The organism is Agrobacterium sp. ST15.13.013 (genome assembly GCF_027956525.1).
Classification (GTDB): Bacteria; Pseudomonadota; Alphaproteobacteria; order Rhizobiales; family Rhizobiaceae; genus Agrobacterium; species Agrobacterium salinitolerans.
In genome coordinates, this window is the sequence record NZ_JAQKGP010000009.1 from 78,734 (window position 1) to 103,569 (window position 24,836).

At 60.7% G+C, this 24,836-nt stretch carries 23 protein-coding genes; 9 read left to right on the forward strand and 14 right to left on the reverse strand.

Translation table 11 applies throughout. The features are described 5' to 3' along the window. Positions 1–11 precede the first annotated feature (11 nt). The 4 genes from glgB to PL597_RS11460 form a co-directional block, all read right to left on the reverse strand. A complete protein-coding gene (gene glgB / locus PL597_RS11445) occupies positions 12–2,219 on the reverse strand; it encodes a 1,4-alpha-glucan branching protein GlgB (protein ID WP_077984796.1) in 2,208 nt (735 codons plus the stop codon). Then, positions 2,219–4,681, reverse strand: coding sequence for a glycogen/starch/alpha-glucan phosphorylase (locus tag PL597_RS11450; protein WP_191218046.1), 2,463 nt, complete (start codon positions 4,679–4,681; stop codon positions 2,219–2,221). The genes glgB and PL597_RS11450 overlap by 1 nt, the downstream gene beginning before the upstream one ends. Before the next feature lie 485 nt (positions 4,682–5,166). After that, on the reverse strand, positions 5,167–5,937 hold the full coding sequence (locus tag PL597_RS11455) for a class II glutamine amidotransferase (protein WP_077984798.1): 771 nt from the start codon (positions 5,935–5,937) through the stop codon (positions 5,167–5,169). Beyond that, on the reverse strand, positions 5,938–6,651 hold the full coding sequence (locus tag PL597_RS11460) for an aspartate/glutamate racemase family protein (protein WP_077984859.1): 714 nt from the start codon (positions 6,649–6,651) through the stop codon (positions 5,938–5,940). It lies immediately after the preceding gene. A gap of 167 nt (positions 6,652–6,818) precedes the next feature. On the opposite strand from PL597_RS11460, the gene PL597_RS11465 reads away from it, so the two are divergent. Further along, positions 6,819–7,280, forward strand: a complete 462-nt coding sequence (locus PL597_RS11465) for an Lrp/AsnC family transcriptional regulator (protein ID WP_077984799.1) — start codon at positions 6,819–6,821, stop codon at positions 7,278–7,280. A gap of 18 nt (positions 7,281–7,298) precedes the next feature. Here PL597_RS11465 and PL597_RS11470 read toward each other — a convergent pair whose 3' ends face one another. From PL597_RS11470 to PL597_RS11480, 3 genes are all read right to left on the reverse strand, one after another. Next, entirely contained in the window at positions 7,299–8,282 is a 984-nt protein-coding gene (locus PL597_RS11470) for an aldose 1-epimerase (RefSeq protein WP_271365213.1), read from the reverse strand. Between the two features lie 158 nt (positions 8,283–8,440). After that, positions 8,441–9,334, reverse strand: a complete 894-nt coding sequence (locus tag PL597_RS11475) for an NAD(P)-dependent oxidoreductase (protein ID WP_077984801.1) — start codon at positions 9,332–9,334, stop codon at positions 8,441–8,443. Between the two features lie 87 nt (positions 9,335–9,421). Beyond that, entirely contained in the window at positions 9,422–10,177 is a 756-nt protein-coding gene (locus PL597_RS11480) for an SDR family oxidoreductase (protein ID WP_077984860.1), read from the reverse strand. A 219-nt stretch (positions 10,178–10,396) separates the two neighbouring features. Here PL597_RS11480 and PL597_RS11485 point away from each other — a divergent pair, with 219 nt between their 5' ends. From PL597_RS11485 to cydX, 7 genes are all read left to right on the forward strand, one after another. Then, on the forward strand, positions 10,397–11,428 hold the full coding sequence (locus tag PL597_RS11485) for an L-idonate 5-dehydrogenase (RefSeq protein WP_191218048.1): 1,032 nt from the start codon (positions 10,397–10,399) through the stop codon (positions 11,426–11,428). 257 nt (positions 11,429–11,685) lie between these two features. After that, a complete protein-coding gene (locus tag PL597_RS11490; RefSeq protein ID WP_191218049.1) occupies positions 11,686–12,264 on the forward strand; it encodes a GbsR/MarR family transcriptional regulator in 579 nt (192 codons plus the stop codon). Between the two features lie 155 nt (positions 12,265–12,419). Beyond that, positions 12,420–14,069, forward strand: coding sequence for a thiol reductant ABC exporter subunit CydD (cydD, locus tag PL597_RS11495; protein ID WP_202048334.1), 1,650 nt, complete (start codon positions 12,420–12,422; stop codon positions 14,067–14,069). Beyond that, entirely contained in the window at positions 14,066–15,757 is a 1,692-nt protein-coding gene (cydC, locus tag PL597_RS11500) for a thiol reductant ABC exporter subunit CydC (protein ID WP_080794391.1), read from the forward strand. The genes cydD and cydC overlap by 4 nt, the downstream gene beginning before the upstream one ends. Positions 15,758–15,823: 66 nt before the next feature. Further along, entirely contained in the window at positions 15,824–17,401 is a 1,578-nt protein-coding gene (locus PL597_RS11505) for a cytochrome ubiquinol oxidase subunit I (RefSeq protein ID WP_077984862.1), read from the forward strand. 6 nt (positions 17,402–17,407) lie between these two features. Beyond that, positions 17,408–18,565 carry a cytochrome d ubiquinol oxidase subunit II gene (gene cydB / locus PL597_RS11510; protein ID WP_077984805.1) on the forward strand — a complete coding sequence of 386 codons (1,158 nt, stop codon included), beginning with the start codon at positions 17,408–17,410 and terminating at the stop codon, positions 18,563–18,565. A 25-nt stretch (positions 18,566–18,590) separates the two neighbouring features. After that, positions 18,591–18,713: a cytochrome bd-I oxidase subunit CydX gene (cydX, locus tag PL597_RS11515; protein ID WP_077984806.1), complete on the forward strand. Its 123-nt coding sequence runs from the start codon at positions 18,591–18,593 to the stop codon at positions 18,711–18,713. 90 nt (positions 18,714–18,803) lie between these two features. On the opposite strand, the gene PL597_RS11520 is transcribed toward cydX, so the two are convergent. From PL597_RS11520 to PL597_RS11550, 7 genes are all read right to left on the reverse strand, one after another. After that, a complete protein-coding gene (locus tag PL597_RS11520) occupies positions 18,804–18,992 on the reverse strand; it encodes a hypothetical protein (RefSeq protein ID WP_003522463.1) in 189 nt (62 codons plus the stop codon). Positions 18,993–19,011: 19 nt separating this feature from the next. Next, a complete protein-coding gene (locus PL597_RS11525) occupies positions 19,012–19,428 on the reverse strand; it encodes a DUF3597 domain-containing protein (protein WP_077984807.1) in 417 nt (138 codons plus the stop codon). A 12-nt stretch (positions 19,429–19,440) separates the two neighbouring features. Next, positions 19,441–19,692 (reverse strand): GlsB/YeaQ/YmgE family stress response membrane protein, encoded by a 252-nt coding sequence (locus tag PL597_RS11530; protein WP_046801707.1) that lies wholly within the window; start codon positions 19,690–19,692, stop codon positions 19,441–19,443. A gap of 145 nt (positions 19,693–19,837) precedes the next feature. After that, positions 19,838–20,695 (reverse strand): carboxylating nicotinate-nucleotide diphosphorylase, encoded by an 858-nt coding sequence (nadC, locus tag PL597_RS11535; protein ID WP_137412486.1) that lies wholly within the window; start codon positions 20,693–20,695, stop codon positions 19,838–19,840. Between the two features lies 1 nt (position 20,696). Continuing rightward, the gene (locus PL597_RS11540; protein WP_191218050.1) at positions 20,697–22,265 is read right to left on the reverse strand and encodes an L-aspartate oxidase; all 1,569 of its coding nucleotides are present in this window, start codon (positions 22,263–22,265) and stop codon (positions 20,697–20,699) included. Continuing rightward, positions 22,262–23,233 carry a quinolinate synthase NadA gene (gene nadA / locus PL597_RS11545; RefSeq protein WP_191218051.1) on the reverse strand — a complete coding sequence of 324 codons (972 nt, stop codon included), beginning with the start codon at positions 23,231–23,233 and terminating at the stop codon, positions 22,262–22,264. Before nadA ends, PL597_RS11540 begins: the two co-directional genes overlap by 4 nt. A 69-nt stretch (positions 23,234–23,302) precedes the next feature. Next, complete coding sequence (locus PL597_RS11550) at positions 23,303–24,205, reverse strand: NUDIX hydrolase (protein WP_191218052.1); 903 nt, start codon at positions 24,203–24,205, stop codon at positions 23,303–23,305. Positions 24,206–24,411: 206 nt separating this feature from the next. On the opposite strand from PL597_RS11550, the gene PL597_RS11555 reads away from it, so the two are divergent. Continuing rightward, positions 24,412–24,786, forward strand: a complete 375-nt coding sequence (locus PL597_RS11555) for a PAS domain-containing protein (protein WP_077984811.1) — start codon at positions 24,412–24,414, stop codon at positions 24,784–24,786. Positions 24,787–24,836 lie beyond the last annotated feature (50 nt).

Here is a 24,836-nt window from a genome sequence, read left to right on the forward strand (position 1 = left end):
CTCTGTGTCTGTCAGTTTTCCGGCTCGAGCATGATCGTCGCGAGCGGTGGCAGGACGAGCATTGTCCCGATGTCTCCTCCGGCATCGACCGCCTGAACGCGCCCGCCATTTCCCTTGCCGCTGCCGCCATAAATTTCGGCATCGGTGTTGAGAATCTCCCTCCACCGCCCCGCCTGGGGCAGCGGCACATAATAGTTTTCCCGATAGACCGGTGTCAGATTGCAGATGACCGCCACCGGTTTTTCGCCGGGCGCCGTGCGCAGCCAGGCAAAGACGGAGTTCTCGTGATCATCGACCACCAGCCAGCGGAAGCCGTCGGGTTCGCAATCGCGGGCGTGCAGGGCGGCTTTGGATCGATAGGTGAGGTTGAGATCGCGCACGAGGCGGCGCATGCCCTCATGCATCGGATATTGGCGCAGGTTCCAGTCGAGCGAACCCTTCTCGCTCCACTCGCTCCACTGCGCGAATTCCTGCCCCATGAACAGCAGCTTCTTGCCGGGATAACCCCACATGAAGCCGTAATAGGACCGCAGATTGGCGAATTTCTGCCAGTCATCGCCGGACATTTTGGCGATCAGCGATCCTTTGCCGTGCACAACCTCGTCGTGGGACAGCGGCAGCACGAAATTTTCGGTGAAGGCGTAAAGCAGGCCGAAGGTCAGCTCCTGATGGTGGAACTTGCGATGCACCGGCTCACGCGAGAAATAACTGAGCGTGTCGTGCATGAAGCCCATATTCCACTTGAAACCGAAACCGAGGCCGCCCTCGTGGACGGGCTGCGATACTTTCGGCCAGGAGGTGGATTCCTCGGCAATGGTCATGACGCCCGGATGGGTGCCATAAACGAGGGAATTCATCTTCTGCAGGAAGCGGACGGATTCCAGGTTCTCGCGCCCGCCATATTCGTTGGGGATCCACTCGCCTTCCTTGCGGGAATAATCGAGATAGAGCATCGAGGCGACCGCATCGACACGCAGGCCGTCGAGATGGAATTTCTCGGCCCAATAAAGCGCGTTGTTGATGAGGTAGGACATCACCTCCACGCGGCCGAAATTGTAGATGGCCGTGTTCCAGTCGGGATGGAAACCCTGGCGCGGATCGGCATGTTCGTAAAGCGCGGTGCCATCGAACCAGCGCAACCCGTGCTCGTCGGTCGGAAAATGCGCGGGAACCCAATCGAGCAGAACACCGATGCCGACCTTATGGGCGCCGTTGACGAAACGGGCGAAACCTTCCGGATCGCCGAAACGGGCAGTCGGGGCGTAAAGGCCAGTGGTCTGATAACCCCAGGAAGGGTCATAGGGATGTTCGGTGATCGGCAGGAACTCGATGTGGGTGAAGCCCATATCCGTGCAATAGGGAATGAGCTCGGCGGCCAGTTCGTCCCAGCTCAGGAACGTGCCGTCCTCGCGCCGCCGCCAGGAGCCGGCATGCACCTCATAGATACTGATAGGCTGGCGGCGCTGGTCCACCTGCGCCCAATGTTCCCGATGGGCCTGGTCTTCCCATTCCTGGGTGAGTTCAGGCGCGGTAACGGAGGCGTTCTTCGGCCGCAACTCGGCGCGCCGCGCATAGGGGTCCGCCTTCAGCGGCAGGAGCTCGCCGTTTGCGCCGAGGATTTCGAACTTGTAGGCGCAGCCGGCATAGACGTCAGGCGCGAAGATTTCCCAGATGCCGGTATCCTTGCGGAAACGCATGACATGCCGTCGGCCATCCCAATTGTTGAAATCGCCGACAACGGAAACGCGCCGCGCATTGGGCGCCCAGACGGCGAAGTGGAAACCCTCGACGCCCTCGAGCTTCAGCGGATGCGCGCCCATCCTGTCGAAGAGCCGCAGATGCGATCCTTCGCGAACGAAATAATCGTCCATCGGTCCGAGAACCGGGCCGAAACTGTAAGGGTCGGTCACCGCCCATTCGGCATCGTCGCGGCTGGCGCGATACCGCACCGGCTGGCGCTTTGAAAGATCGATCCGGCCTTCGAAAAAGCCGTCGGGATCGAGCCGCTTTAATTCGCCCACGAAGTTTCCGTCCAGCGTCAGGACGGAAACCTCCTCGGCGCCGGGAATGAAACAGCGGGCGGAAAATCCTTCCGGCGTTTCGTGAACGCCGAGAAGGGCAAAGGGATTGGAATGCAAACCGCTCTTGATCGCCTCGATTTCAGCCTTCGTGATATCGCCAGTCTTTTTCTCTTCGGCCGAATTGAGCGGTTTTTTCATCAGGCTCTCCAGATCTCGGTGGCATATTGGCGGATCGTCCTGTCGGACGAGAACCAGCCCATACGCGCCGTGTTGCGCACTGTCTTGGCATACCAGCTGTCCGGATCGCTCCAGATCGCGTCCACCTCGCGCTGTGCATTGGCATAGGCGTCGAAGTCGGCGGCGACCATGAACCAGTCGCTGTTATAGATACCGTCGATCAGGCCGGCGAAACGGGAGCGGTCATCCGGCGAGAAGACGCCGGAGGCGATGGAGGACAGCGCCTGCGACAACTCCGCCGATCCTTCGATGATCGCGCGGGGATTGTGGCCTTCGGCGCGCGCCTTGGCCACTTCATCCGCCGTCATTCCGAAGATGACGATATTCTCCGCGCCGACATGATCGCGCATTTCGACATTTGCGCCATCGAGCGTGCCGATGGTGAGCGCGCCGTTGAGTGCGAATTTCATATTGCCGGTGCCGGAGGCTTCCATGCCGGCCGTCGATATTTGTTCGGAAAGATCGGCGGCGGGAACCATGATTTCGGCCAGCGAGACATTGTAGTTCGGAATAAACACCACTTTCAGAAGCCCGCGCACGGCCGGATCGTTGTTGATGACCCGGGCAATATCATTGGCAAGCTTGATGATCAGCTTCGCGTTATGATAACTCGGCGCCGCCTTGCCTGCGAAGAACTTAACGCGCGGCACCCAATCCTGTTCCGGGTGAGAACGGATCTGGTCGTAAAGCGCGACCGTCTCCACGAGGTTCAAAAGCTGGCGCTTATATTCATGGATACGTTTGATCTGGATGTCGAACATGGCGGAAGGGTCGACGCGGATGCCCATGCGCTGCGCTACCGTATTGGCAAGCCGCACTTTATTCAGACGTTTCACCTCGGCGAATTTTTCGCGGAAACCGGCATCGTCGGCGAAACGGTCGAGTGCTGTCAGCTTTTCCGCATCGTCGAGGAAATCGTCGCCGATCGCCTCGCGCAGCAGGCTGGTGAGGCCCGGATTGCACTGCATCAGCCAGCGGCGCGGCGTAATGCCATTGGTCTTGTTGTTGATACGGTCAGGGTAAAGGCTATGCAGGTCGGCAAAGACCGTTTCCTTCATCAGATCGGTATGAAGGGCGGAAACGCCGTTGATGGAATGTGAGCCGATAAAGGCGAGATTGCCCATGCGCACGCGACGCTCGCCGCCTTCGTCGATCAGCGAGATCGAACGGATCTGCTGATCCGCCATCTTCTTTTCCTTGCGGGCGAAAAGCAGCGTGTTGGCGTTGATCGCATAGACGATCTGCATATGTCTTGGCAAAAGACGCTCGAGCAGCGGCACCGGCCAGCTTTCCAGCGCCTCCGGCAAAAGCGTGTGGTTGGTGTAGGAGAAGGTGCCCTGCGTGATCTTCCACGCCTCCTCGAATTCCAGACCGTGCACATCGCACAGAAGACGCATCATTTCGGCGATGGAGATCGCCGGATGCGTGTCGTTGAGCTGGATCGAGACCTTCTCGGGCAGCGAAGTGAAGTCCGGATATTGCTGCAGGTGACGGCGCAGAATGTCCTGCAGCGAGGCGGAGGAGAAGAAGAACTCCTGTCTGAGGCGCAGTTCCTGACCGGCCGGCGTCGCGTCGGCAGGGTAGAGAACCCGCGTCAGGCTTTCCGCCTTGTTGCTCTCGCGCAATGCGCCGATATGGTCGCCGGCGTTGAAGGCGGCCAGTAAAATGGGGTCGATCGGCTGCGCGGACCAGAGGCGGAGCGTATTGACGCGGGTGCCGCGCCAGCCGACGACCGGCGTGTCATAGGCCATGGCGATCACGCGTTCGGCCGGTTTCCAGACGAAACGCTGCGGATCTTCATAACCGCCGATGGTCTCCACCGATCCGCCGAAGCCGATTTCATAAGAGCTTTCGCGTCGCTCGAATTCCCAGGGGTTGCCATGCGCAAGCCAGGTTTCCGGCAGTTCCACCTGCCATCCATCCGCCATCTGCTGGCGGAAGAGGCCGTGCACGTAACGGATGCCGTAGCCATAGGCGGGAATGTCGACGGTCGCCATGGATTCCATGAAACAGGCGGCTAGACGGCCAAGGCCGCCATTGCCGAGTGCGGCATCCGGCTCCAGCCCGGCGATAACGTCAAGATCGACGCCGAGCGAGGACAGCGCATCGCGAATTTCATGCATCAGGCCGATATTGGAGATGGCGTCGCGCATCAGGCGGCCGATCAGGAATTCCAGCGACAGATAATAAACGCGCTTGGAATTATTGGCATAGGCCTTGCGGGTGGATTCCATCCACTTGTCGATGATGCGGTCGCGCACGACGAGGATGGTTGCGGTCAGCCAGTCATGGGGCTTGGCGACCTTGACGTCCTTGCCGATGCGATAGGTCAGTCGTTCGATGATTTCCGCGGCCATGATTTCCGGGTTGGAACTGCGCGGGGCGGGGCGGGGAAGATCGGCGGTGTTGAGGTTATTGATCATTGGTCGGTCAGCACCTTGGTGGGAGGAGAGGGTCTGAGAGGTCGATCCGTGTTGCCTTTGCTGATGCCAGTTTATGCATCGATATGGAGGTGTGGCAACAGCAATTTTCGCGGAAAGTTAAGCGGCTTAGGATTATGAAAAATAAGACCTTTTCTTCCGCATCCCAAGGATCGCGCAACGCATTGCCGGCCCTTTATCCGCCGTTACCGAAAAGGTTTGCGTGGTCATTGCGATGCCGGGCATCGTTCAAAAAAGGGAAAGAGGCTGCAACACTTTTAAATGGTTTACCGGTCCTGAAATCTGTTTCGCTCAATGTATCCTGTTTTAAACACCGGGCCGAAAACCGCTTAGCGGGTTCGGTCTGATACTTAGGATCACACACTAGCCTTCGCGGCTGTAACAATTCAATGAAAATAAATAGGCCTTCGCCGCAGCCGCACCTGTTGCCGGTGGCGGCGGCGTGAAACCGGGCGATATCGCCGTGTTCACCCGAGGCAAAAAGGCCGCGTCATCATTTCCCCGGCGCGGATCGTCACGCAGGTATTGGGTGGAACGGCGCACCATGGGGTGCAATCAAACGAAAAGGGCTCGGAACTCAACGCAATACCCTCTTCCAACCCACGCCAGTAGAGCGTCGGTGGTTTGTCATCGCTAGACCAGCGGAAGGCATGCACGCAATCGCCGTCCATCAGCACGGCGCTGAAGCGCAGGGCGGAGGAGACGCCCGCTGCGATCATCTTTTCCTGACAGAGGCGAAGCGCGGTGGAAATGGCGCGTACCGGATCGGCATCAAGGCCGAGGCCGGCGGCGATGAGGAAAATAGCTTCGCTGTCGCCGGTGCCGCGCCGGGATGCATAGATATCATCGGGAATAAGGGAGTCGATATCGCGCCTTATCTGCTCGTAACCGCCGATCTGGCCGTTATGCATGAAGAGATATTGCCCATGCGCAAATGGGTGGCAATTGGCGCGGGATACTTCGCCCGACGTGGCGGAGCGGACATGGGCCATGAACATGCCCGAACGAAGCTGGTGACAGAGTGCCGCGAGGTTGGCATCCGACCAGGCGGGTCTGGTATCGCGAAAGACGCCGGGCGTTCCGCGTTCGCCATACCAGCCAAGGCCGCAACCATCGCCATTGACGACGGTTTTCGCTTCCCTTGCGGCCATGGACTGGCTGACCAGCGATGCTTCCGGCTCGATCAGCAGGCTGTCGAGCCAGACGGGTTTACCGGAATAGGCAAAGAGGCGGCACATTCATGCGGCTCTGTTCAGGGCCTTGTTTCCGAGCGCGAAGCCGACGGCGGCCTTCGCGTGAATTGCGGTCGAATCGTAACCCGGCAGCGGCAGGGCATCGGGATCGATCAGCAGCGAAATCTCGGTGCAGCCAAGAATGACGGAATCGACGCCAAGTGCGCGGGCCTTCTCGATGACCGCGAGATAGCGCTCGCGCGAGCAGGACTTGATTTCGCCCCGGCAGAGTTCGCCGAAGATGATGTCGTGGATCGCAGCCCGGTCTTCCGCATCGGGCACGATCACTTCGACGCCATGGCGGCGCATGCGCTCGGTGTAAAAACCATGTTCCATCGTGTAGCGGGTGGCGAGCAGAAGCGGCTTGCGGCGTCCGTCCGCTTTCAGAGCAGCGGCGGTTTCGTCTATGATATCGATAAGCGCCACGCCGGACATTTTCGCTACGGTTTCAGCGACAAGATGCATGGTGTTGGTGCAGATCAGCACGCAATCGGCGCCCGCATTGGCAAGGCGCGCACCGGCAGCACCCAGAAGTGCGCCTGCCTCATCCCAGCGATCGGCCTTCTGAAGGGCGACGACCTCGGAAAAATCGAGCGAATGCATGACGATGTCGGCCGAAACCAGCCCGCCGCGGCTGTCGCGCACGGCCTCATTGATCATGCGGTAATAGGTTGCGGTGGATTCCCAGCTCATGCCGCCGATCAGGCCGATCCGTTTCATAAGAGTTCCCTTATCGAGTTTGATTGAAAATAAGAATGCCATCGTCGGGGCGAAAACGGCATGCGTTTTTGCAAGGATTTCACGATATATATGCAAAATCAGGGCGTTCTTTCTATGAAAATCGCAAATTTATTGCGCTATTGCGTTAACCTGTGCATTCTTTAACGATGATTGATGATCGCGACCGCCGAATCCTTGCGATTCTCCAGGAAAATGCAGAAACGCCGCTCGCCGACATTGCGGAGGAAGTGGCGCTGTCGCTATCCGCCTGTTCGCGGCGCATTACGCGGCTGCGGGCGGAAGGTTATGTGACGGGTACGATGGCGCTGCTCGATCGTCGCAAGATCAACTTGCCGACCACGGTTTTCCTGCTGGTCAGAACCGGCCTGCATGCGGAGGACTGGCTGGACCGGTTCCATGCCGCCGTCAGCACCATACCCGAAATTGTCGAGGTTCACCGGCTGACCGGCAATTTCGACTATATTCTGAAACTGGTGCTGCCGAATGTCGAATATTACGACACGATCTACAAACAGATCCTGCGCCGCGTCGAGCTTTACGACATGTCCGCCTATATCTCCATGGAGACGGTGAAGCTGTCGTCTTCGCTGCCGACGACACATATCTGAGTGTTCGTCGGGCCTTGATCAGCGCGCCGTCTTAAAACGGACGCCAAAGCGGAAGCTTCGCGTCTCGCCGGCTTGCAGCGTAATCGCATCCGCGAGTTCCGGTTGGTTGAAGGCGTTGGTCGGCGTTTCCACCGGTTCGAGCGCGATGGATTGCCGCCTGCCGCGTGCAAGCGTATCGCCGGTGAAGACATGCATGTGTCCGCGCTCCTGCCAAACCGTCAGGCTCGAACCGTCGTGGCGGTTTTCCAGCCTCGTCTCGTAAAGCCCGTTTTCGGATGCGATGAGATCGGTGAAGCAGACGTCGAGTACATGGCCGGACAGCGGTGCGTAAAGAAAGCGGGTGTCGTCCCGTTTGACCATCCCGCCCTGTGCGCCGCGAAGGGGGATCAGGTCCTCGTCTGTTTCAATCGCCGTTCGCGAGGGCAGCGTGAGGAGAAGATCGTCGATAGACGTCGTGCCGGGCAGGCGGAAATAGGGATGCCACCCGGCGGCGAAAGGCAGGGGCCGGTCATCGCGATTGATGCCGCGTATGTCGATGGTGACCTTATGGCCGGCGAAACGATATTCCACCTCGATGGCGAGACGGTAGGGGTAACCCTCAAAATCCGCAGGCGCTATTTCGGCGCGGAAGACGAGAGTGTGAGCGCCGTGTTCCTCGAAAGACTGCGTAAGCGCGAAGGGCAGGGCTCTGGCAAATCCGTGGAAGACGAGGTCTTCATGGGCAAGCACCGGCTCAATGCGGTGCGCTTGTCCGTCAAAACTGAACTGGCCATCCGGGATGCGATTGGTGAAGGGTGCGAGAATGCCGTTTCTCATGCCATTGTGCGATTGCATTTCGGCAGGCGTCGAATAGCCGTCGACAAGATTTTCGCCTTCGCCGCCATCGGTAGAGACCGGCCGCCAGCTTAGAAGCGTCGCGCCCTCATAAGCGACTTCGGCTGTGAAACCGTTTCCAGAAACGGTCACACCGGCAATCCCCGTGCCTGTCGTGGGGGTAGTCATCGGGAAATTGTCCTTTGCATACATGCATCAGCAGTCATCGGGGCGACTGCCGTGCCGATTCGCCCGATCATCTTCGCTGACGGACAATTTCGCAATGGCCGTTAAGGGCCCGCAAGGGCTGTATCAACAGGCTCCGCCATTCCGGGTCCGCCGTGCAGTCAGTCCGGAAAAGTGCGTTTCGCGCCGCTGAAATATTCCATCAGCGCGGCCTGATCCTCCCCACCCAGCCCGGCCGCCGTCAGCATGCGGTGCACCTCGGCGCAAACGGCTGTCAGCGGCATGGCCGTGTTGGTGCGCCGGGCGAGATCCTGCGCGCCGTTCAGGTCTTTCACCATATTGTCGATGCGTCCGGTGCGGCGGTAATCTTTCGCCACATAACGCGGCATGTATTCCTGCAGGATGGCGCTGTCGGCGCGGCCGCCCTTCAGCGCCTGCGGTATCTTGGCGGCATCGACGCCGGCATCCAGCGCAAGCTGCGTTGCTTCCGCCACAGCAAGGAAATTCAGCCCGCACAGAACCTGGTTGATGAGTTTCGTCGTCTGCCCTGCGCCACAGGGACCCATATGGGTGTAGTTGCTGGCCACATGCCGCAGCACGCGATGCGCATCGGCCACATCCTTGTCGCTGCCGCCGGCCATCAGCGTCAATTGCCCGATGAGCGCCTTGGGTGCACCGCCGGAAAGGGGGCTGTCCACCCAGCGCAGGCCTTTTCCCGCAGCGTCGGCCGCCAGTTCCTTCGTCGCTTCCGGATCGATGGAGGACATGTCGATGATCAGCGTGCCGGGTTTCGCCCCTGCCGCGACGCCATCCTTGCCGAAGACGGCGATGCGAACGATTTTCGGCGAATTGAGGCTGAGGATGACCACATCGGAAACCGAAGCCGCTTCCGCAGCCGTCCCCGCGCTCTGCGCGCCAAGGCTCGTCAGCGCCGCCACCTTTTCCGCATCCAGATCGAAAACCGTCAGCTGATTTCCGGTCTCGATGAGCCGTGTGCCGATCGCCCCGCCCATGGCGCCGGCGCCGATCAGGGCGACTTTGTTCTTCTCGGTCATGGTGTTCACGGCCTCCTCCCAAAGTGTCGTGGTGTCGTCGGTTCAAAACCGGATGGCGGCCGCAGCCGCCGGTCCGGTTTCGGTGTTTTAAAGCGAAGCGGTGATGCCGCCGTCGACATAGAGAATATGTCCGTTCACGAAGGACGAGGCATCGGACGACAGGAAGATGCAGGCGCCGACAAGCTCTTCGACCTTGCCCCAGCGACCGGCGGGCGTGCGCTTTTCAAGCCATGCCGAGAAGGTTTCGTCCGCCACCAGGGCCGCGTTGAGCGGCGTGTCGAAATAGCCGGGTGCGATGGCGTTGCATTGCAGGCCGTATTTGGCCCAGTCCGTCGCCATGCCTTTCGTCAGGTTGCCGACGGCCCCCTTGGTGGCGGTGTAGGGCGCGATGCCGGGGCGGGCAAGGGCGGTCTGCACGCTGGCGATGTTGATGATCTTGCCACGGCCACGGCCGATCATGTGGCGCGCGGCAGCCTGCCCGGCGTGGAACACCGAGGCGATGTTGGTCTGCAGCAGGCGCTCGAAGGCATCGGCTGGAAAATCCTCCAGCGGGGTGCGGTGCTGCATGCCGGCATTGTTGACCAGAATATCGATGGGGCCGACCTCCGCCTCGAAACCGTCGATGGCCTTGCGCACCGCTTCGTGATCGGTGGCGTCGAAGGCGAGTGTTTTCGCACCCTTGATGCCGGCGGCGGCGGCTTTCAACTTCGCCTCGTCACGCCCGTTCAGCACCACTTCCGCGCCCGCTTCCGAAAGCCCTTGCGCCAGCGCGAAGCCAATGCCCTGGGACGAACCCGTGATCAGGGCGCGGCGGCCGGAAAGATCGAACAAATTAAGGCCCACTGTTTCCTCCAGTCTCTCGACATTGCATTCGTACAGAATTATGTTATCGATAACATTCATCCCTTTCGGGCGTGGATGTCAAGGCTTAAACGGCCGGTCTCGGTACGGGTCGGGCGCGTGGGGAAGCCGCACGACGTGTAAATGCGCGGCAGGCGGCGGTGACAGGGATGCGGATTATTCGTCGCGCCATTCAGGCGCGATGTCGAGCGGGAGATATTTATGAGAGCGATTGTCGCCCATGGGGCAAAGGATGTGCGCATCGAGGAGCGGCCCGAGGAAGCGCCGGGGCCGGGAGAGGTGCGGCTTCGTCTGGTCCGGGGCGGAATTTGCGGCAGCGATCTGCATTATTACAACCATGGCGGCTTCGGCGCGGTGCGGCTTCGTGAACCCATGGTGCTCGGCCATGAGGTCTCCGCTGTCGTCGAAGAACTGGGCGAGGGCGTGGAAGGGCTGAAGGTCGGCGGTCTGGTCGCCGTTTCGCCGTCCCGCCCGTGCCGAACCTGCCGCTTTTGCCAGGAAGGCCTGCACAACCAGTGCCTCAACATGCGGTTTTATGGCAGCGCCATGCCTTTTCCGCATATTCAGGGCGCTTTCCGTGAGGTTCTGGTGGCCGACGCCCTGCAATGCGTGCCGGCCGATGGCCTGAGCGCTGGCGAGGCCGCCATGGCGGAGCCGCTGGCGGTGACGCTTCACGCCACGCGCCGCGCCGGCGATTTGCTGGGGAAATGCGTGCTTGTCACGGGTTGTGGCCCCATCGGCATCCTGTCCATTCTGGCTGCGCGCCGGGCGGGTGCGGCGGAAATCGTCGCCACCGACCTTTCCGATTTCACGCTTGCCAAGGCGCGTGAGGCGGGTGCGGATCGTGTCATCAATAGCAAGGATGAGCCCGACGCACTTGCCGCTTATGGTGCGAACAAGGGAACTTTCGATGTTCTCTATGAATGCTCTGGCGCCGCCGTCGCACTTTCCGGCGGCATTACCGCGCTTCGTCCGCGCGGCATCATCGTCCAGCTCGGGCTTGGCGGCGATATGAGTCTGCCGATGATGGCGATCACCGCCAAGGAACTGGATCTGCGCGGCTCTTTCCGCTTCCACGAAGAATTCGCCACCGGCGTTGAATTGATGCGCAAGGGCCTGATCGACGTCAAACCGTTCATCACCCAGACCGTCGATCTCGCCGACGCCATCTCGGCTTTCGAATTCGCCTCGGATCGAAGCCGCGCCATGAAGGTGCAGATCGCTTTTTCGTAAGCGCGTTTCCCCGAAATAGCGGGCTGGCTTATTGAGTCGGTGGCGGAGCCTCCGCCACCAATTTCTTATTTGCCATCGTGGATCGCGTCATTCCGCCCTGTATGTTATCGATATCATGGGCGTTCGCTCGATGCTTCCTCGCCTCATTATACGGCTGGTTTGCACATTTTGACGCAGGTCAAAAAGGTGATTTGCCACCTGCCGCTATTTGCGTTATCGAAATTTCAGAAATTACTGAAAATTCAGGAAACGAAGAAATGCCGACCAACCTCTCGCCGCTCGTTCAGTCCTTCGTGCTGCATTTCGGTGAGATGGGCAGCCGCTGGGGCATCAACCGCACGGTCGGCCAAGTCTATGCTTTGCTCTATATCTCGCCGCAGCCGCTGTGTGCGGACGATATTGTGGAGGCCCTCGGTATTTCCCGTTCCAACGTGTCGATGAGCCTGAAGGAGTTACAGGCGTGGAATCTTGCAATTCTCAAGCATTTTCCCGGCGACCGGCGCGATTTTTTCACAACGCCTGACGAGGTCTGGCAAATTCTCCGCACCCTTGCCGAAGAGCGCAAGAAACGCGAGATCGATCCCACGCTCAGCGTGCTGCGCGAAATTCTGATGGAAACGCCCGAAAACGAAGACGAGCGGCATGCGCAACAGCGCATCGATGAGATGAAAACGCTGATCGAGCAGCTGACCGGCTGGTATGACGATGTGAAGCGGCTGGAGACGGAACGGCTGGCTTCGCTTCTCGCGCTCGGTTCGAAGGTCACGAAGTTTCTGGAGGCCAAGGACAAGATCGTCTCCCTCGCCAGACCCCGCGGCGCGAAGAAGGACGGGTGAGGAGATCGGCCGTGAGCATATCAGTGGAAATTCGCCAGGGGTCCGATGGTGACGGGGCAGTCTGTCCCGTTCCGGCTGCAGTCTCGCCCGATACGATGGGGCGGCGCAAAGCCAACCGCAAAACCTTTCGCGACAGAGCTGACGGGCGGGCGAAAATGACAGGCGCGCCGGTGGTGGGGAAATTCGTTGCCCTGCCGCATGTGCTGGCGGCGCTGCTCTGGTTGCCGCAGGCAGGTTTGCTTGCCTTTTCAGTCGGAAGAATTGCCGATGGCGCGCCGATGACGGCGATCGTGCCCGCCGCGGCTGCGGTTCTCATCCTCGGCCTCATCAAGGCATGGCTGGAAAAGATGGCGGCGCGTCTGTCGTTTCGTGCCGCCCGTGCGGCGCTGTCGCAACGGCGGCTGGAAGCGCTGAAGGCCGTGGCGAAGGTTTCCCCGCTCGATCTGTCACGCACCGCCTCCGGTGAGGCGGCAGGCGTCGTGGCCGAGGCGGCGGAAGCGCTGGTGCCCTATCTTTCCCGTTTCCAGCCGGCGCGGATGAAGGCGACCTTCGTGCCGCTGGTTTTCGTGCTGGCGATCCTGCCATTCACCTGGATTGCGGCGCTGGTGCTGCTGCTCGCCATGCCAACCATCCCGCTTTTCATGGCGCTCATCGGCTGGCAGGCGAAGGCCGCCAGTGAAAAGCAGCTTGTTGAGACGGGCAATATGAATGCCTTCCTGCTTGATCGCCTGCGCGGGCTGGAAACGATCCGCACGCTTAAAGCCGTCGATCTGACTGCAAAGCGTCTTAGCGCCGATGCGCAGAACCTGAAGAAGCGGACGATGGCAGTGCTCAGGATCGCCTTTCTCTCCTCGGCGGTGCTGGAGCTTTTCGCAGCGCTCGGCGTTGCCATGACCGCCGTCTATATCGGTTTTCATCTGCTCGGTTTTCTCAATTTCGGCGCCTGGGGCCACAAGTTGACACTCGCCGAAGGTCTTTTCATCCTGCTTCTGGCGCCGGCCTTTTTCGAGCCGCTGCGGGAACTCTCCGCCGTCTGGCACGACCGCGCAGCCGGCGAAGCGGCGCTTGATGCGCTCGGCAAATTGACGGCCGGCGGCGCGGCTATTACGGGCGAGGGCGCGGATGTGGCGTCTGTCCCATCCTCGATGCCCGGCCTGGTGGAGATCAATAATCTCTCTTTCGCTTATCCGAGCGCCCCACCTGTCATCCAAAATCTCAACCTGACGGTTCAGTGGGGTGAGAGAGTTGCGATCCTTGGGCCTTCCGGTTGTGGCAAATCCACTGTACTCTCCTTGATTGCCGGGTTGGCCGAGGCTGGAGAGGGCTCGATCAGGGTCGGCGGCGTCAAGCTCGATAATGCGACGGCGGATGGGCTGCGCAGGACGATCGGCTGGGTCGGCCAGAAGCCGTTCTATTTTGCCGGTTCGCTGAAGGCGAATATTCGCTTCGGCCGTTCGGCTGTCAGTGACGGCATGGTGGAAGAGACGCTGCGCCGCACCGGGCTCGACGGCTTGTCGCATGCACGCCGGCGCCTGCAGATCGGCGATGGCGGATATGGAATCTCGGGCGGGGAGGCGGTGCGGCTTGCCATTGCGCGTGCTTTCGCAGACCCCGCAACGCAGCTAGTTCTGGCCGACGAGCCGACAGCCCATCTCGACCGGGAAACGGCTGCTCTCGTCACGGATAACCTGCTGCAACTGGCAAATGGCAGGACATTGATCGTCGCGACCCATGATCCGGTGCTTGCGGCGCGCATGGACAGGATCGTGGATATGACGGCGATCCATTCGAGGGGGCAGCCATGATCGCGCATTTTGCGATATTGAGACCCATTATTGGCCTGTTCTGGTCGACGCGGCGCGGCATGCTGCTGGCGGGTGCGGCTCTGGCGGTAACGACGGTGCTGGCGGGCATCGGCCTTCTCGGCGTTTCCGGCTGGTTCATCACCGCTACGGCGATTGCCGGCCTTCTGCCGGCAACGGCCTATGCTTTCGATGTCTTTGCGCCTTCGGCCGCCATTCGTCTTCTGGCGCTGGCGCGCACCGCCGCCCGTTACGGCGAACGCATGACGACCCATGACGCCACGCTTTCCGTGCTTGCAGCCCTTCGGGAAAAGCTGTTTCGTGGCTTTGCCGCTCCGCAGGCTGCGAAATCCCTGGAGGCGAGGCCTGCGCGCCTGCTGAACCGGCTGACGGCGGATATCGACGCGCTGGATTCGCTTTATCTGCGTGTGCTGGTTCCCGCCGCCGTGGCGATCCTTGCCGCAATCGCGACAGGCCTCGGGCTTGCTTTTCTCCATCCTCTGGCGGGCATTCTGGTGGCGGTTTTCCTCATCGCGGCGGGGCTTGGAATTTCGGTGCGCGCCGCCTTGCGGGCGGAAACATTCTCGCGCCGCCGGGCAATCGGGCTGGAAGCCCTTCGCGCCCGCACGGCCGATCTCGTGAACGGGCAGACGGAGTTCTTGACCGCCGGCCGCCTCTCCGCGCAGGTCGCGGCGGTGAAACGGGCGGATGATTACCTCTCTGCCTGCGATGATACCCTGAACCGCATCGAGACCGGTGCCGGTTTTTCCTTCGGGGTTTCAGCGGCCGTTCTTTTGAGCGCGGCCCTTCTCGGCATGGCCTGGCTTGCCGAACGGGGGGCGGTCACCGCGCCGACGGCGGCGCTCGGGCTGCTGGTCTGTTTTGCCGCGCTGGAGCCTTTCACGGCGCTGCGCCGCGGGGCGATGGAGCTTGGGCGCACGCTGTTTTCCGCAAGGCGCATCGCGCCGCGTCTCTCGGCAACGGTTGAGGGTCGCTGTCCCGTCTTGCCGGCCAGCGGGATGGCGGCAAAACTCGAAGATGTGCATCTGGAGCGAGAGGGGAACGACAATCCTGTCCTGACGGATATCAACCTTGCAATCGCTGCCGGGGAACGGGTTGCGATCGTCGGCCCGAGCGGCGCGGGCAAGACAAGTCTCATCCAGCTTCTGGGGGGTGAATTGCAGCCGGTTGCAGGCACGGTCAGCGCCCTGCCGTCCACTCTTATGACGCAGCGAAGCCAGCTTTTCCGCGACAGTATCGCAGACAATCTGCGGCTCGCGAAACCCGCCGCAACCGGGACCGAGCTATGGGACGCGCTTGAGGCGGCAGGCCTTGCCGAACACGTCAAAACCTTGGCCGCCGGGCTGGAGACAAGGCTTGGCGAGGCGGGCCAAGGGCTTTCCGGCGGCCAGTCGCGCCGGCTGGCGCTCGCCCGTTTCCTGCTCGCCGACCGGCCGCTCTGGCTTCTCGACGAGGTGACGGAAGGGCTGGACGGCGAGACAGCCCGCGACGTGCTCACCCGGCTGTTTGCGAGGGCGGAGGGAAAGACTGTCGTGATGATCACCCATAATCGCCGCGAGGCGGAATTTGCCGATCGCATCATCGTGCTGAAAGACGGGCGTCAACTTGATCAATGTCAAAGCGGCACCCCGGAATACGGCGTAGTGCTTGATACACTACGCCCGGACTGAGATTTTTGAGAGCCGGCGTCGTCTTTGAAATGGAAGGCCGGTCTTCCGGAAAAGGTGGGTAAGACTATGGAACTCGACATAGTGGCGCTGTCGCGCCTGCAATTTGCAGTGACGGCTTTATATCACTTTCTGTTCGTTCCCCTGACGATTGGGCTGTCGGTGGTGATCGCCATCATGGAAACGGTCTATGTCATGACCGGCCGCACGGTCTGGCGGCAGATGACGAAATTCTGGGGCACGCTGTTCGGCATCAATTTCGTGCTGGGTGTTTCCACCGGCATCGTGATGGAATTCCAGTTCGGTATGAACTGGAGTTATTACAGCCATTATGTCGGCGATATCTTCGGTGCGCCGCTGGCCATCGAGGGTATGATGGCCTTCTTCCTGGAAGCCACCTTCGTCGGCCTGTTCTTTTTCGGCTGGGACAAGTTGTCGAAACTCGGCCATCTCGTCGCGACATGGTGCGTGGCGCTCGGTTCGAATTTTTCGGCGCTGTGGATATTGATCGCAAATGGCTGGATGCAGAACCCGACGGGCTCCGCCTTCAACCCCCAGACCATGCGGATGGAGGTGACTGACTTCTTCGAGGTTCTGTTCAACCCGGTGGCGCAGGCGAAGTTCGTTCACACGGTTTCTGCGGGTTACGTGACGGCCTCCATCTTCGTGCTCGGCGTTTCGGCCTGGTATGTGCTGAAAGGCCGCCATGTCGATCTCGCCAAGCGTTCGATGACGGTTGCCGCTTCCTTCGGTCTGGCGTCCGCGCTGTCGGTCGTCGTGCTGGGGGATGAAAGCGGTTATCTCTCCACCGAACACCAGAAGATGAAGCTCGCCTCCATCGAGGCCATGTGGGAAACGGAGCCGGCGCCTGCCCCCTTCACGGCCATCGGTTTTCCTGATCAGGAAGCACGCGAAACGCATTTCGCGGTGAAGATCCCGTGGGTGATGGGCCTCATCGGCACCCGCTCGCTCGACACGCAAATTCCGGGCATCAACGATCTGGTGGAGCAGGCGAAGAGCCGCATCCGCGACGGCATCAAGGCCTATGATGCGCTGATGCAGATACGCGCCACCGGCAAAGGTGCGCAACTGCCGGAAGAGGTGCGCGGCACCTTTGCGGAACTCGGCCATGAGCTTGGTTATGCCCTGCTGCTGAAACGCTATGTCGACGATCCGCGTCAGGCGAGCGAAGAGCAGATCGCCAAGGCGGCTGCCGATACGATCCCCCATGTGCCGACGCTGTTCTGGTCGTTCCGCATCATGGTCGGCCTCGGTATGTTCTTCATTCTGCTGACGGCGACGTTCTTTTATCTCTCGGCCCGCCGGCGGCTGGATCATTATCCACTGCTGCTGAAAGTGGCGGTCTTTGCCATTCCGCTGCCGTGGATCGCTGCGGAAATGGGCTGGATCGTGGCCGAATTCGGCCGCCAGCCATGGATCATCGAGGGCGTGCTGCCCACGGCTGCCGCCGTCTCCAGCCTCAGCGCCTCCACCGTCCTCATCACGCTCCTGTGTTTCATCGCCATCTACACGGTGCTGTTCATCGTCGAAATGGGGCTGATGCTGAAGGCGATCCGCAAGGGCCCCGAGCCTGACCATGAGCCGGAAGCGCCGCTCGTTCCTGAAAAACTCGTCGCTGCGGAGTAAACGATCATGATATTGCACCAACTCATCGACTATGAAATCCTCCGCGTTATCTGGTGGCTGCTGCTCGGCGTGGTGCTGATCGGTTTTGCCGTGACCGGCGGTTTCGATCTCGGCACCGGCGCGCTCCTGCCCTTCGTGGCGAAAACGGACATCGAGCGGCGTGTCGTCATCAATTCCATCGGCCCCGTCTGGGAAGGCAATCAGGTGTGGCTCATCCTTGGCGGCGGTGCGATCTTCGCCGCCTGGCCGCCGCTTTATGCGGTGTCGTTTTCAGGGTTTTACCTGGCGATGTTCGCCACCCTGTTTGCGCTGATCCTGCGGCCGGTCGGTTTCAAATATCGCTCCAAGCGTGAAAGCACCGCGTGGCGCAGCGCCTGGGATTGGGCGCTCTTCATCGGCGGCTTCGTTCCCGCGCTGATCTTCGGCGTGGCGATCGGCAATGTGCTGCAGGGCGTTCCCTTCCACCTCAATGACGACCTCAGGATTTTCTATGATGGCACGACGCTGTTCGAGCTTCTGAACCCCTACGCCATCCTTTGCGGCCTCGTTTCCGTCGCCATGCTCGTCATGCACGGTGCCGCATGGCTGGTACTGAAAACGGATGGTCCGGTAGCCGCTCGCGCTCGCGGTTTCGGCAGCATCGCGGCGCTTGCCACCACCGTTCTTTTCGCGCTCGGCGGCGTCTTTCTGTGGCTCGGTATCGATGGCTATCGCTTTACCTCGGAGGTCGTGACCGACGGTCCGTCCAATCCCCTGTCGAAGACGGTCGAGGTTGCGGGCGGTGTCTGGTTCGCCAATTATGCGGCGCATCCCTGGATGATGCTGGCGCCAGCGCTCGGTCTTGTCTTCCCGCTCGTCGCTTTCGTCTTGCTCCGGGCCCGCAGGGAAGTGCTGGCGCTGCTTTCCAGCTCGCTTGCCATTTTCGGCGTCATCTCAACGGTGGGGCTGACGATGTTTCCCTTCATCCTGCCGTCTTCGGTCGATCCGAAATCGAGCCTGACAGTGTGGGATGCATCTTCCAGCCATATGACGCTGTTCATCATGCTGGTCGTCGCCCTCATCTTCATCCCGATCATCGTCGCCTATACATCATGGGTCTATCGCGTGCTGTGGGGCAAGGTGGATGAAAAGGCGATCCGCGACGACAGCGGTCATGCCTATTGAGACACAAGAAAGAAGGAGATCGAACATGTGGTATTTCGCCTGGCTGCTCGGCCTGCCTCTCGCCGCCATCTTCGCCGTCATGAACGCGATGTGGTATGAGCTGATGGAAGAAAACGCGAAAAAGGCGCAAGCGAAGCTGGATAAATAAAGCTTCGAGGTCCGTGGCATAAAAAGGGGGCGGCATCCGGTTGGGATGACGCCCCTTTGTGGACAGCAGCCGTGCCTGCGATGCGCGGCTTCAGTGGATCGCGATGCCGCGCTTGTCCGCTTCTTCCTTGATGATGTCTTCGACGATGGCCCTCTTGAGATTTGGATTTCCCAGAAGATAGTCGTCGGCGATCTCGAAGATCGACTTCGGATTCTCGGTCCGGTGCAGGGTGTCGAGGTCTTGGCCGATCTGCTCTCGAAGGCTGGAATAGTCGTCCATCGCGGCGCTCCCGTTTATCTCAATCCAGAAGGTCGGCCGGAACCTTGCCGCCGTTTTCGGAAAGTTTCTTGATGACGGCCTTGTGCAGCCAGATGTTCATCGTCGCCGAATCCGAGGTATCGCCGGTATAGCCGAGCTCGCTGGCGAGCTCCTTTCTGGCGCTCAGGCTGCTGTCGAGGTCGAGAGCCTTGAGAAGATCGACGATGGAATGTTTCCAGTCGAGCTTCTGCCCGTTTTTCTTGACAGCCTCATCCAGAATGGACGCGACATCGACATTGCCGGTCGGCGCCGGAGCCGCCGTTGTCGGGGCTGGTGCTGCCGGGCTTGCTGCGGTCGGGCTGGCCGTAGTCGGCGGTGTTCCGGCCGGAGCGGATGTCTGCGGCGCGGCCTCAGCCTTGCCGAAAATCGCGTTCTTGATCTTGTTGAAAAAGCTCATTCTGTCCTCCCCTTATCTGCGAAATGCGCGCCCGACGGCGATGAGAATGCAGGCACCGATGAAACCGGCGATGAGATAGCCAATCCAGCCTCCGAGCGAGACGCCGATGAGCCCCAGAAGGAAATTGGCGACGATAGCGCCAACAATGCCGAGGATAATGTTCATGAAAACACCCATATTGCTTTTCATGAACTGTTCGGCGAGCCAACCGGCTACGCCGCCGATGATGATTGCTGCAATCCAGCCAACTTGTGCGTCTTCCATAACAGGCCTTTCCTTTCTAGAGAGAGGTCAGAGGCATATGGACCCGCATTTTTTGCGCACGTCCCCCCGCCTTGAATTGACCCCAGGCGATTATTAACGAAGAGGCGGAAGTTTTGTTCCGCAAGACGTGTGCGTTATCGCAAATTCAACCTTGGCTCTCAAAGTCCAGCCCGATATCGAGGACAGGCGCACTATGGGTGATCCAGCCGATGGAGATGAGATCGACGCCGGTGGCGGCGATGGCTGCCGCTGTCTGCGGATTGATACGGCCCGAGGCTTCGGTGATGGCGCGACCGGCAACGATCTCCACCGCCTCACGCAGCTGTTCCGGTATCATATTATCGAGAAGAACCGCATCCACGCCCTCTTCCATGGCCCCGTGCAGCTGGATGAGCGTATCGACTTCCACCTCGATCTTGACGAGATGTCCGACACCCTGCCTTGCACGACGTATGGCTTCACGCACGCTGCCGGCAACCGCGACATGGTTGTCCTTGATGAGAACCGCGTCATAAAGCGCAAAACGGTGGTTCATGCCGCCGCCGGCGCGCACGGCATATTTTTCCAGTGCCCGTAGCCCTGGCGTCGTCTTGCGGGTGCAGGCGACCGACGCTTTTGTGCCGGCAATGGCGGCAACGATTTTTGCGGTGACGGAAGCGATGCCCGACAGATGGCCGAGGAAATTCAGCGCCGTGCGCTCCGCCGTCAGAAGGCCGCGCGAGGGGCCTTCGATTGTTGCGATGATATCGCCGGGCGCCACGGTGGCTCCGTCCTGCACATGCCGTTTCACCACGATGGCCGGCTCCACGAGCTGGAAAGCCAGTTCCGCCGCGTCGAGACCGGCAATAACGCCCGGTTCGCGCGCGGCCATGACGACGACCGAGCGATGATCGGCGGGAATGACGGCGGCGGACGTGATGTCGCCCGCCAGGCCGAGGTCTTCCAGAAGGGCGTTGCGCACGAGCGGTTCGATGATGAGGCGTGGCAGGGGAGAAAGGGTCATGTCAGGCGCTCCGCGCAAGGCTGGCCGAAGAATGGCTGGAGGAGGAAAATTCGTGGGCGATGGCGAGGACGTCGCTGAGGCTCAGTCTGCGCCTAGTGGTCGTCGCATCCTTTTCGGGAAAATCATCGCGGAAATGTGCGCCGCGCGATTCCGTGCGCAGCGCCGCGAAGACGGCGATGGCAAGGGCAACAAGGGCGGGATCGGATGCCGGGCCGTTCCGCTCGGTCAGTGGGAGAAGATCGCGGATTGCGCCCGTCAGCCCTTCCGCCTGTCTTACGATGCCGAGATGGCGGGAAACGATGGGCCGCACGGAAGAGAGGTCGACTGCCGGGAAGTCAGGTGCGGGGAGTGTTGCGATTTCAGCTGGCTTTTTTCCAGGATAAGTGCGCCTGCCAGCAATATCTTCTGCCGCGTGCATGCCCATGGCGGCCGCTTCCAGCAGGGAATTGCTGGCAAGCCTGTTTGCGCCATGCAGCCCCGTGCAGGCGGTTTCGCCGGCAACCCAAAGACCCGGCACCGAGCTTCGGCCTTTGCCATCGGTGGCGACGCCACCCATATGGTAATGCACCGCCGGGCGCACCGGAACGAGCTCTCGGGCGGGGTCTATCCCGGCTTCGCGGCAGAGCAGGTCGATGGAGGGGAAGCGGGTGGAAAAGCCCGTGCCGAGCGCCTTGCGGGCATCAAGAAAAACCCTGCCGCCACGCAATATTTCGCGGTCGATGGCGCGGGCGACAATATCGCGCGAGGCAAGTTCCGCACCCGGAACTCCCGCCATGAAACGTTCGCCGTTTTCGTTGAGAAGCAGCGCGCCTTCGCCCCGCACCGCCTCGCTCACCAGCGCCAGCGGCCGTCGGGGCGAGGAAAGCGCGGTTGGGTGGAATTGCACGAATTCCATGTCGGCGAGGATGGCGCCGGCGCAGGCGGCGAGCATGATGCCCTGCCCGAAGTTGCCGGAGGGATTGGTCGTCGCCTCATAAAGCCCGCCGAGGCCTCCGGTGGCGAGAACGACCTGTGTAGCCGGTAAAGTGAAGCAGCCCTTTGGCCCAATGCAGGCGAGACCGACGATGACGCCGTCCTCGGTCAGCAGGCGGCGCACTTCCGTGCCTTCCAGCATGGTGATGGACGGCGTGCGAAGAACGGCGGCTGCAAGCGCCCTGACGATCGTCGCACCCGACCCGTCGCCTTCTGCATGGAGAATGCGCCGCCGGCTATGGGCGGCTTCCAGCCCGAAGACATAGTTGCCTGAGGCGTCCCGGTCGAACCTGACGCCCGCCCCCTCCAGTGCATCGATGACGGCGGGGGCCGCGGATATAATCTCAACGGCCAGATCTTCATCGCAAAGGCCATCGCCCGCAGCGAGCGTATCGGCAAGATGCAGGGTCGCGCGGTCATCAGGGCCGAGACTTGCCGCGATGCCGCCCTGAGCCCAGGCGCTGGAGGTCTCGCCGCCGAGCACGCCGCGTGTCAGAAGCAGCACGGGCTGCGGCGCAAGCGTTAGCGCCGCCATCAGGCCCGCAATGCCGCTGCCGACGATGACTGTCCAGTCCCGCTGCGGCGAAAATGCGCTCATACTTCCAACATCCTTTCCACAGCGCGGCGGGCGGCGGCAGCGATGGCCGGATCGACCGTCACTTCGTGGCGGTTTTCCTCAAGGGCCGCGCGGATATTGCCAAGCGTGATGCGCTTCATATGCGGGCAGAGATTGCAGGGGCGGATAAATTCGACATCCGGGTGATGCACGGCGACATTGTCGCTCATCGAGCATTCCGTCAGAAGCACCACGCGGGCGGGGCGCTCGCGGCCGACGTAATCCGACATGACGGCGGTGGAGCCGGAAAAATCCGCAGCCTCGACGACATCGGGCGGACATTCCGGATGCGCCAGCACCACGACGCCGGGATGGCTTTCTCTCAATTCCCTGATGTCATCGGCGGTGAAAAGCTCGTGCACCTCGCAATGGCCGCGCCAGGCAATCAGCTCGACATTGGTTTCCTTGGCCACGTTCTTCGCCAGATATTCATCCGGCAACATCAGCACGCGCGGCACGCCGAGCGATTCCACCACCTGGCGGGCATTGCCCGACGTGCAGCAGATATCCGAAGCGGCCTTCACCGCCGCTGATGTGTTTACATAGGTGACGACGGGAACGCCGGGGTAGGCCTTGCGGAGAAGTGCGATGTCTTCGGGCGTGATGGAATCGGCGAGCGAGCAGCCGGCTGCCATATCCGGAATGAGCACGGTTTTTTCCGGATTGAGCAGCTTTGCCGTCTCGGCCATGAAATGCACGCCGGCCAGAACGATGACATCCGCTTCCGCCTCCATTGCCTTGCGGGCAAGGGCGAGGCTGTCCCCGACGATATCGGCGACGCCGTGGAAGATTTCCGGTGTCTGGTAATTATGGGCGAGGATGACGGCGTTGCGCTGGCGCTTTAGCGCCAGGATCGCCTCCACATCCTCCTGAAAGCCCATCCATTCGGCCTTGGGAATGACGCGGGCGACGCGATCATAAAGGCTGGCGGCGGAAATCTGCTCGTTCACGGTGCTCTCCCATTTATACTCTTATTGAGTATATCTAGAGCAAAGACATATTCTCATTGTGAGCATATGTCAATTGCGGGAGAGTGGTAGTTTCGTTCCGGAAAGGGCGCGTTCATCGAGAACAGTCTGGCGGAAGCGGAAGAGCTTTGCCGGGCGGCCGCCGGTTTCGGTCGCTATCTCACCGGTTTCTTCCACCAGCTGCTGCTGTTCGATCAGCCGGCGGAAATTCTGTTTGTGCAGCGTCAGGCCGGCCAGCGCCTCGACGGCGCGCTGCAGCTGGAGGAGCGTGAAGGCGTCGGCCATCAGTTCGAACACCACGGGGCGATATTTGATCTTGGCCCGCAGACGGGCGATGCCGGTGGCAAGGATACGGCGGTGATCGGCAAACATCGGCCTGCCGAAATTGATCCGCGGTTCGCCCTGCGCTTCCGCGACCAGCCCGGCCTCATAAAGCAGCTCATAACGTTGCAGGGTCAATTCCTCGTTCCAGCCGCCGCCATCCAGCCCGAAGGTGAAATCGGCCCGCAAATGGCGCTGGTTTTTCGCGGCGGGATCGGAATCCGCCCAGGCGCGCAGCTTGTCGATGATGCTTTCCAGAACGTCCGGGCGTCCCTGACGGTGATCCTCCCAGGGGAAATATTCGTACCAGCCGTGCCAGAGCGGGCGTTTGCCGCCGGAGGCTTCCTGTTCGCGAACCAGCCCGAGATAACCGATGGAGATGGTTCTGCCGCCTAAAATGTCGTTATTGCGGTCGCGATCGGCGAAAGTATAGAGCTGCTCGAGGTAGCCCACGGGGTGATGGGTCTGTTCGTGGATCCATTCCCGCAGTCCGCTCTGGAGGGTTCTGTGCCCGAATTCGAACGGTCCCGACGGAAGCGCTGCACCTTCCCGAACGGTCATGACCCGCGGCTCATCCGTGGTGATGGCGGTGACGACGGCGATGAGTTCGGCATGGGCAAGGCCGATGGTCACGGCGGCTCCTCTGGTCGTTGGCGCAAGATCAATCTTCTTTGGCACAAGAAGGTTGCTTCGCCAACATGACGGCCAAAAAGGGCTGTCGATAAGTAGCCTTACTGAAAACGGGACGCCATCAGACAAAAAGATGAATTCTTGTAGTTAGTCGTCCGTCGTCTGATATGGTACAGAGCCGCACGAGCATTTCAGACTGTAGAAGGCCGATGCTGAAAAACATATCTCTCGAAGAGACACTTGTGGGTTACTACACCTGGAATGTCGGGCAAAATCTGGTTTACCTTGATGCCGTGGCCGCCCGCCTGCGGGAATTTTCGCCGGAAGATGCCGCCTGCGGCATCCCGGTCGAAGATTTCATCGCGCAGATCGAAAGCGGCTCGCGGGAGCGTGTCGCCAAGGCGGTTTATAATTCGCTGACAAACGGCGTGTTTTATGATCAGGAATACCGCATTATGCTTAAATCCGGCGGTTTCCGCTGGCTGCGGACAACGGGAAGAGTGATCCTGGATGGCGATCGGATCCCGATCATGGCCATGGGCACAGTGCGGGATGTCAGTGCCAGCAAGGTTTTATTGATGTGATAAGCGGCGAACCTCCTCGCGAGGCGGCGGCCGATCGATTTTAGTTCGTT

Coding starts and splice junctions, on each gene's coding strand:
- cydC (WP_080794391.1), top strand. CDS start 14,066: ATGATCGCGCATTTTGCGATATTGAGACCCATTATTGGCCTGTTCTGG.
- glgB (WP_077984796.1), bottom strand. CDS start 2,219: ATGAAAAAACCGCTCAATTCGGCCGAAGAGAAAAAGACTGGCGATATC.
- cydX (WP_077984806.1), top strand. CDS start 18,591: ATGTGGTATTTCGCCTGGCTGCTCGGCCTGCCTCTCGCCGCCATCTTC.
- PL597_RS11520 (WP_003522463.1), bottom strand. CDS start 18,992: ATGGACGACTATTCCAGCCTTCGAGAGCAGATCGGCCAAGACCTCGAC.
- PL597_RS11525 (WP_077984807.1), bottom strand. CDS start 19,428: ATGAGCTTTTTCAACAAGATCAAGAACGCGATTTTCGGCAAGGCTGAG.
- PL597_RS11530 (WP_046801707.1), bottom strand. CDS start 19,692: ATGGAAGACGCACAAGTTGGCTGGATTGCAGCAATCATCATCGGCGGC.
- PL597_RS11470 (WP_271365213.1), bottom strand. CDS start 8,282: ATGACTACCCCCACGACAGGCACGGGGATTGCCGGTGTGACCGTTTCT.
- PL597_RS11490 (WP_191218049.1), top strand. CDS start 11,686: ATGCCGACCAACCTCTCGCCGCTCGTTCAGTCCTTCGTGCTGCATTTC.
- nadC (WP_137412486.1), bottom strand. CDS start 20,695: ATGACCCTTTCTCCCCTGCCACGCCTCATCATCGAACCGCTCGTGCGC.
- cydD (WP_202048334.1), top strand. CDS start 12,420: ATGACAGGCGCGCCGGTGGTGGGGAAATTCGTTGCCCTGCCGCATGTG.
- PL597_RS11450 (WP_191218046.1), bottom strand. CDS start 4,681: ATGATCAATAACCTCAACACCGCCGATCTTCCCCGCCCCGCCCCGCGC.
- PL597_RS11485 (WP_191218048.1), top strand. CDS start 10,397: ATGAGAGCGATTGTCGCCCATGGGGCAAAGGATGTGCGCATCGAGGAG.
- cydB (WP_077984805.1), top strand. CDS start 17,408: ATGATATTGCACCAACTCATCGACTATGAAATCCTCCGCGTTATCTGG.
- PL597_RS11455 (WP_077984798.1), bottom strand. CDS start 5,937: ATGTGCCGCCTCTTTGCCTATTCCGGTAAACCCGTCTGGCTCGACAGC.
- PL597_RS11475 (WP_077984801.1), bottom strand. CDS start 9,334: ATGACCGAGAAGAACAAAGTCGCCCTGATCGGCGCCGGCGCCATGGGC.
- PL597_RS11555 (WP_077984811.1), top strand. CDS start 24,412: ATGCTGAAAAACATATCTCTCGAAGAGACACTTGTGGGTTACTACACC.
- PL597_RS11505 (WP_077984862.1), top strand. CDS start 15,824: ATGGAACTCGACATAGTGGCGCTGTCGCGCCTGCAATTTGCAGTGACG.
- PL597_RS11465 (WP_077984799.1), top strand. CDS start 6,819: ATGATTGATGATCGCGACCGCCGAATCCTTGCGATTCTCCAGGAAAAT.
- PL597_RS11540 (WP_191218050.1), bottom strand. CDS start 22,265: ATGAGCGCATTTTCGCCGCAGCGGGACTGGACAGTCATCGTCGGCAGC.
- PL597_RS11460 (WP_077984859.1), bottom strand. CDS start 6,651: ATGAAACGGATCGGCCTGATCGGCGGCATGAGCTGGGAATCCACCGCA.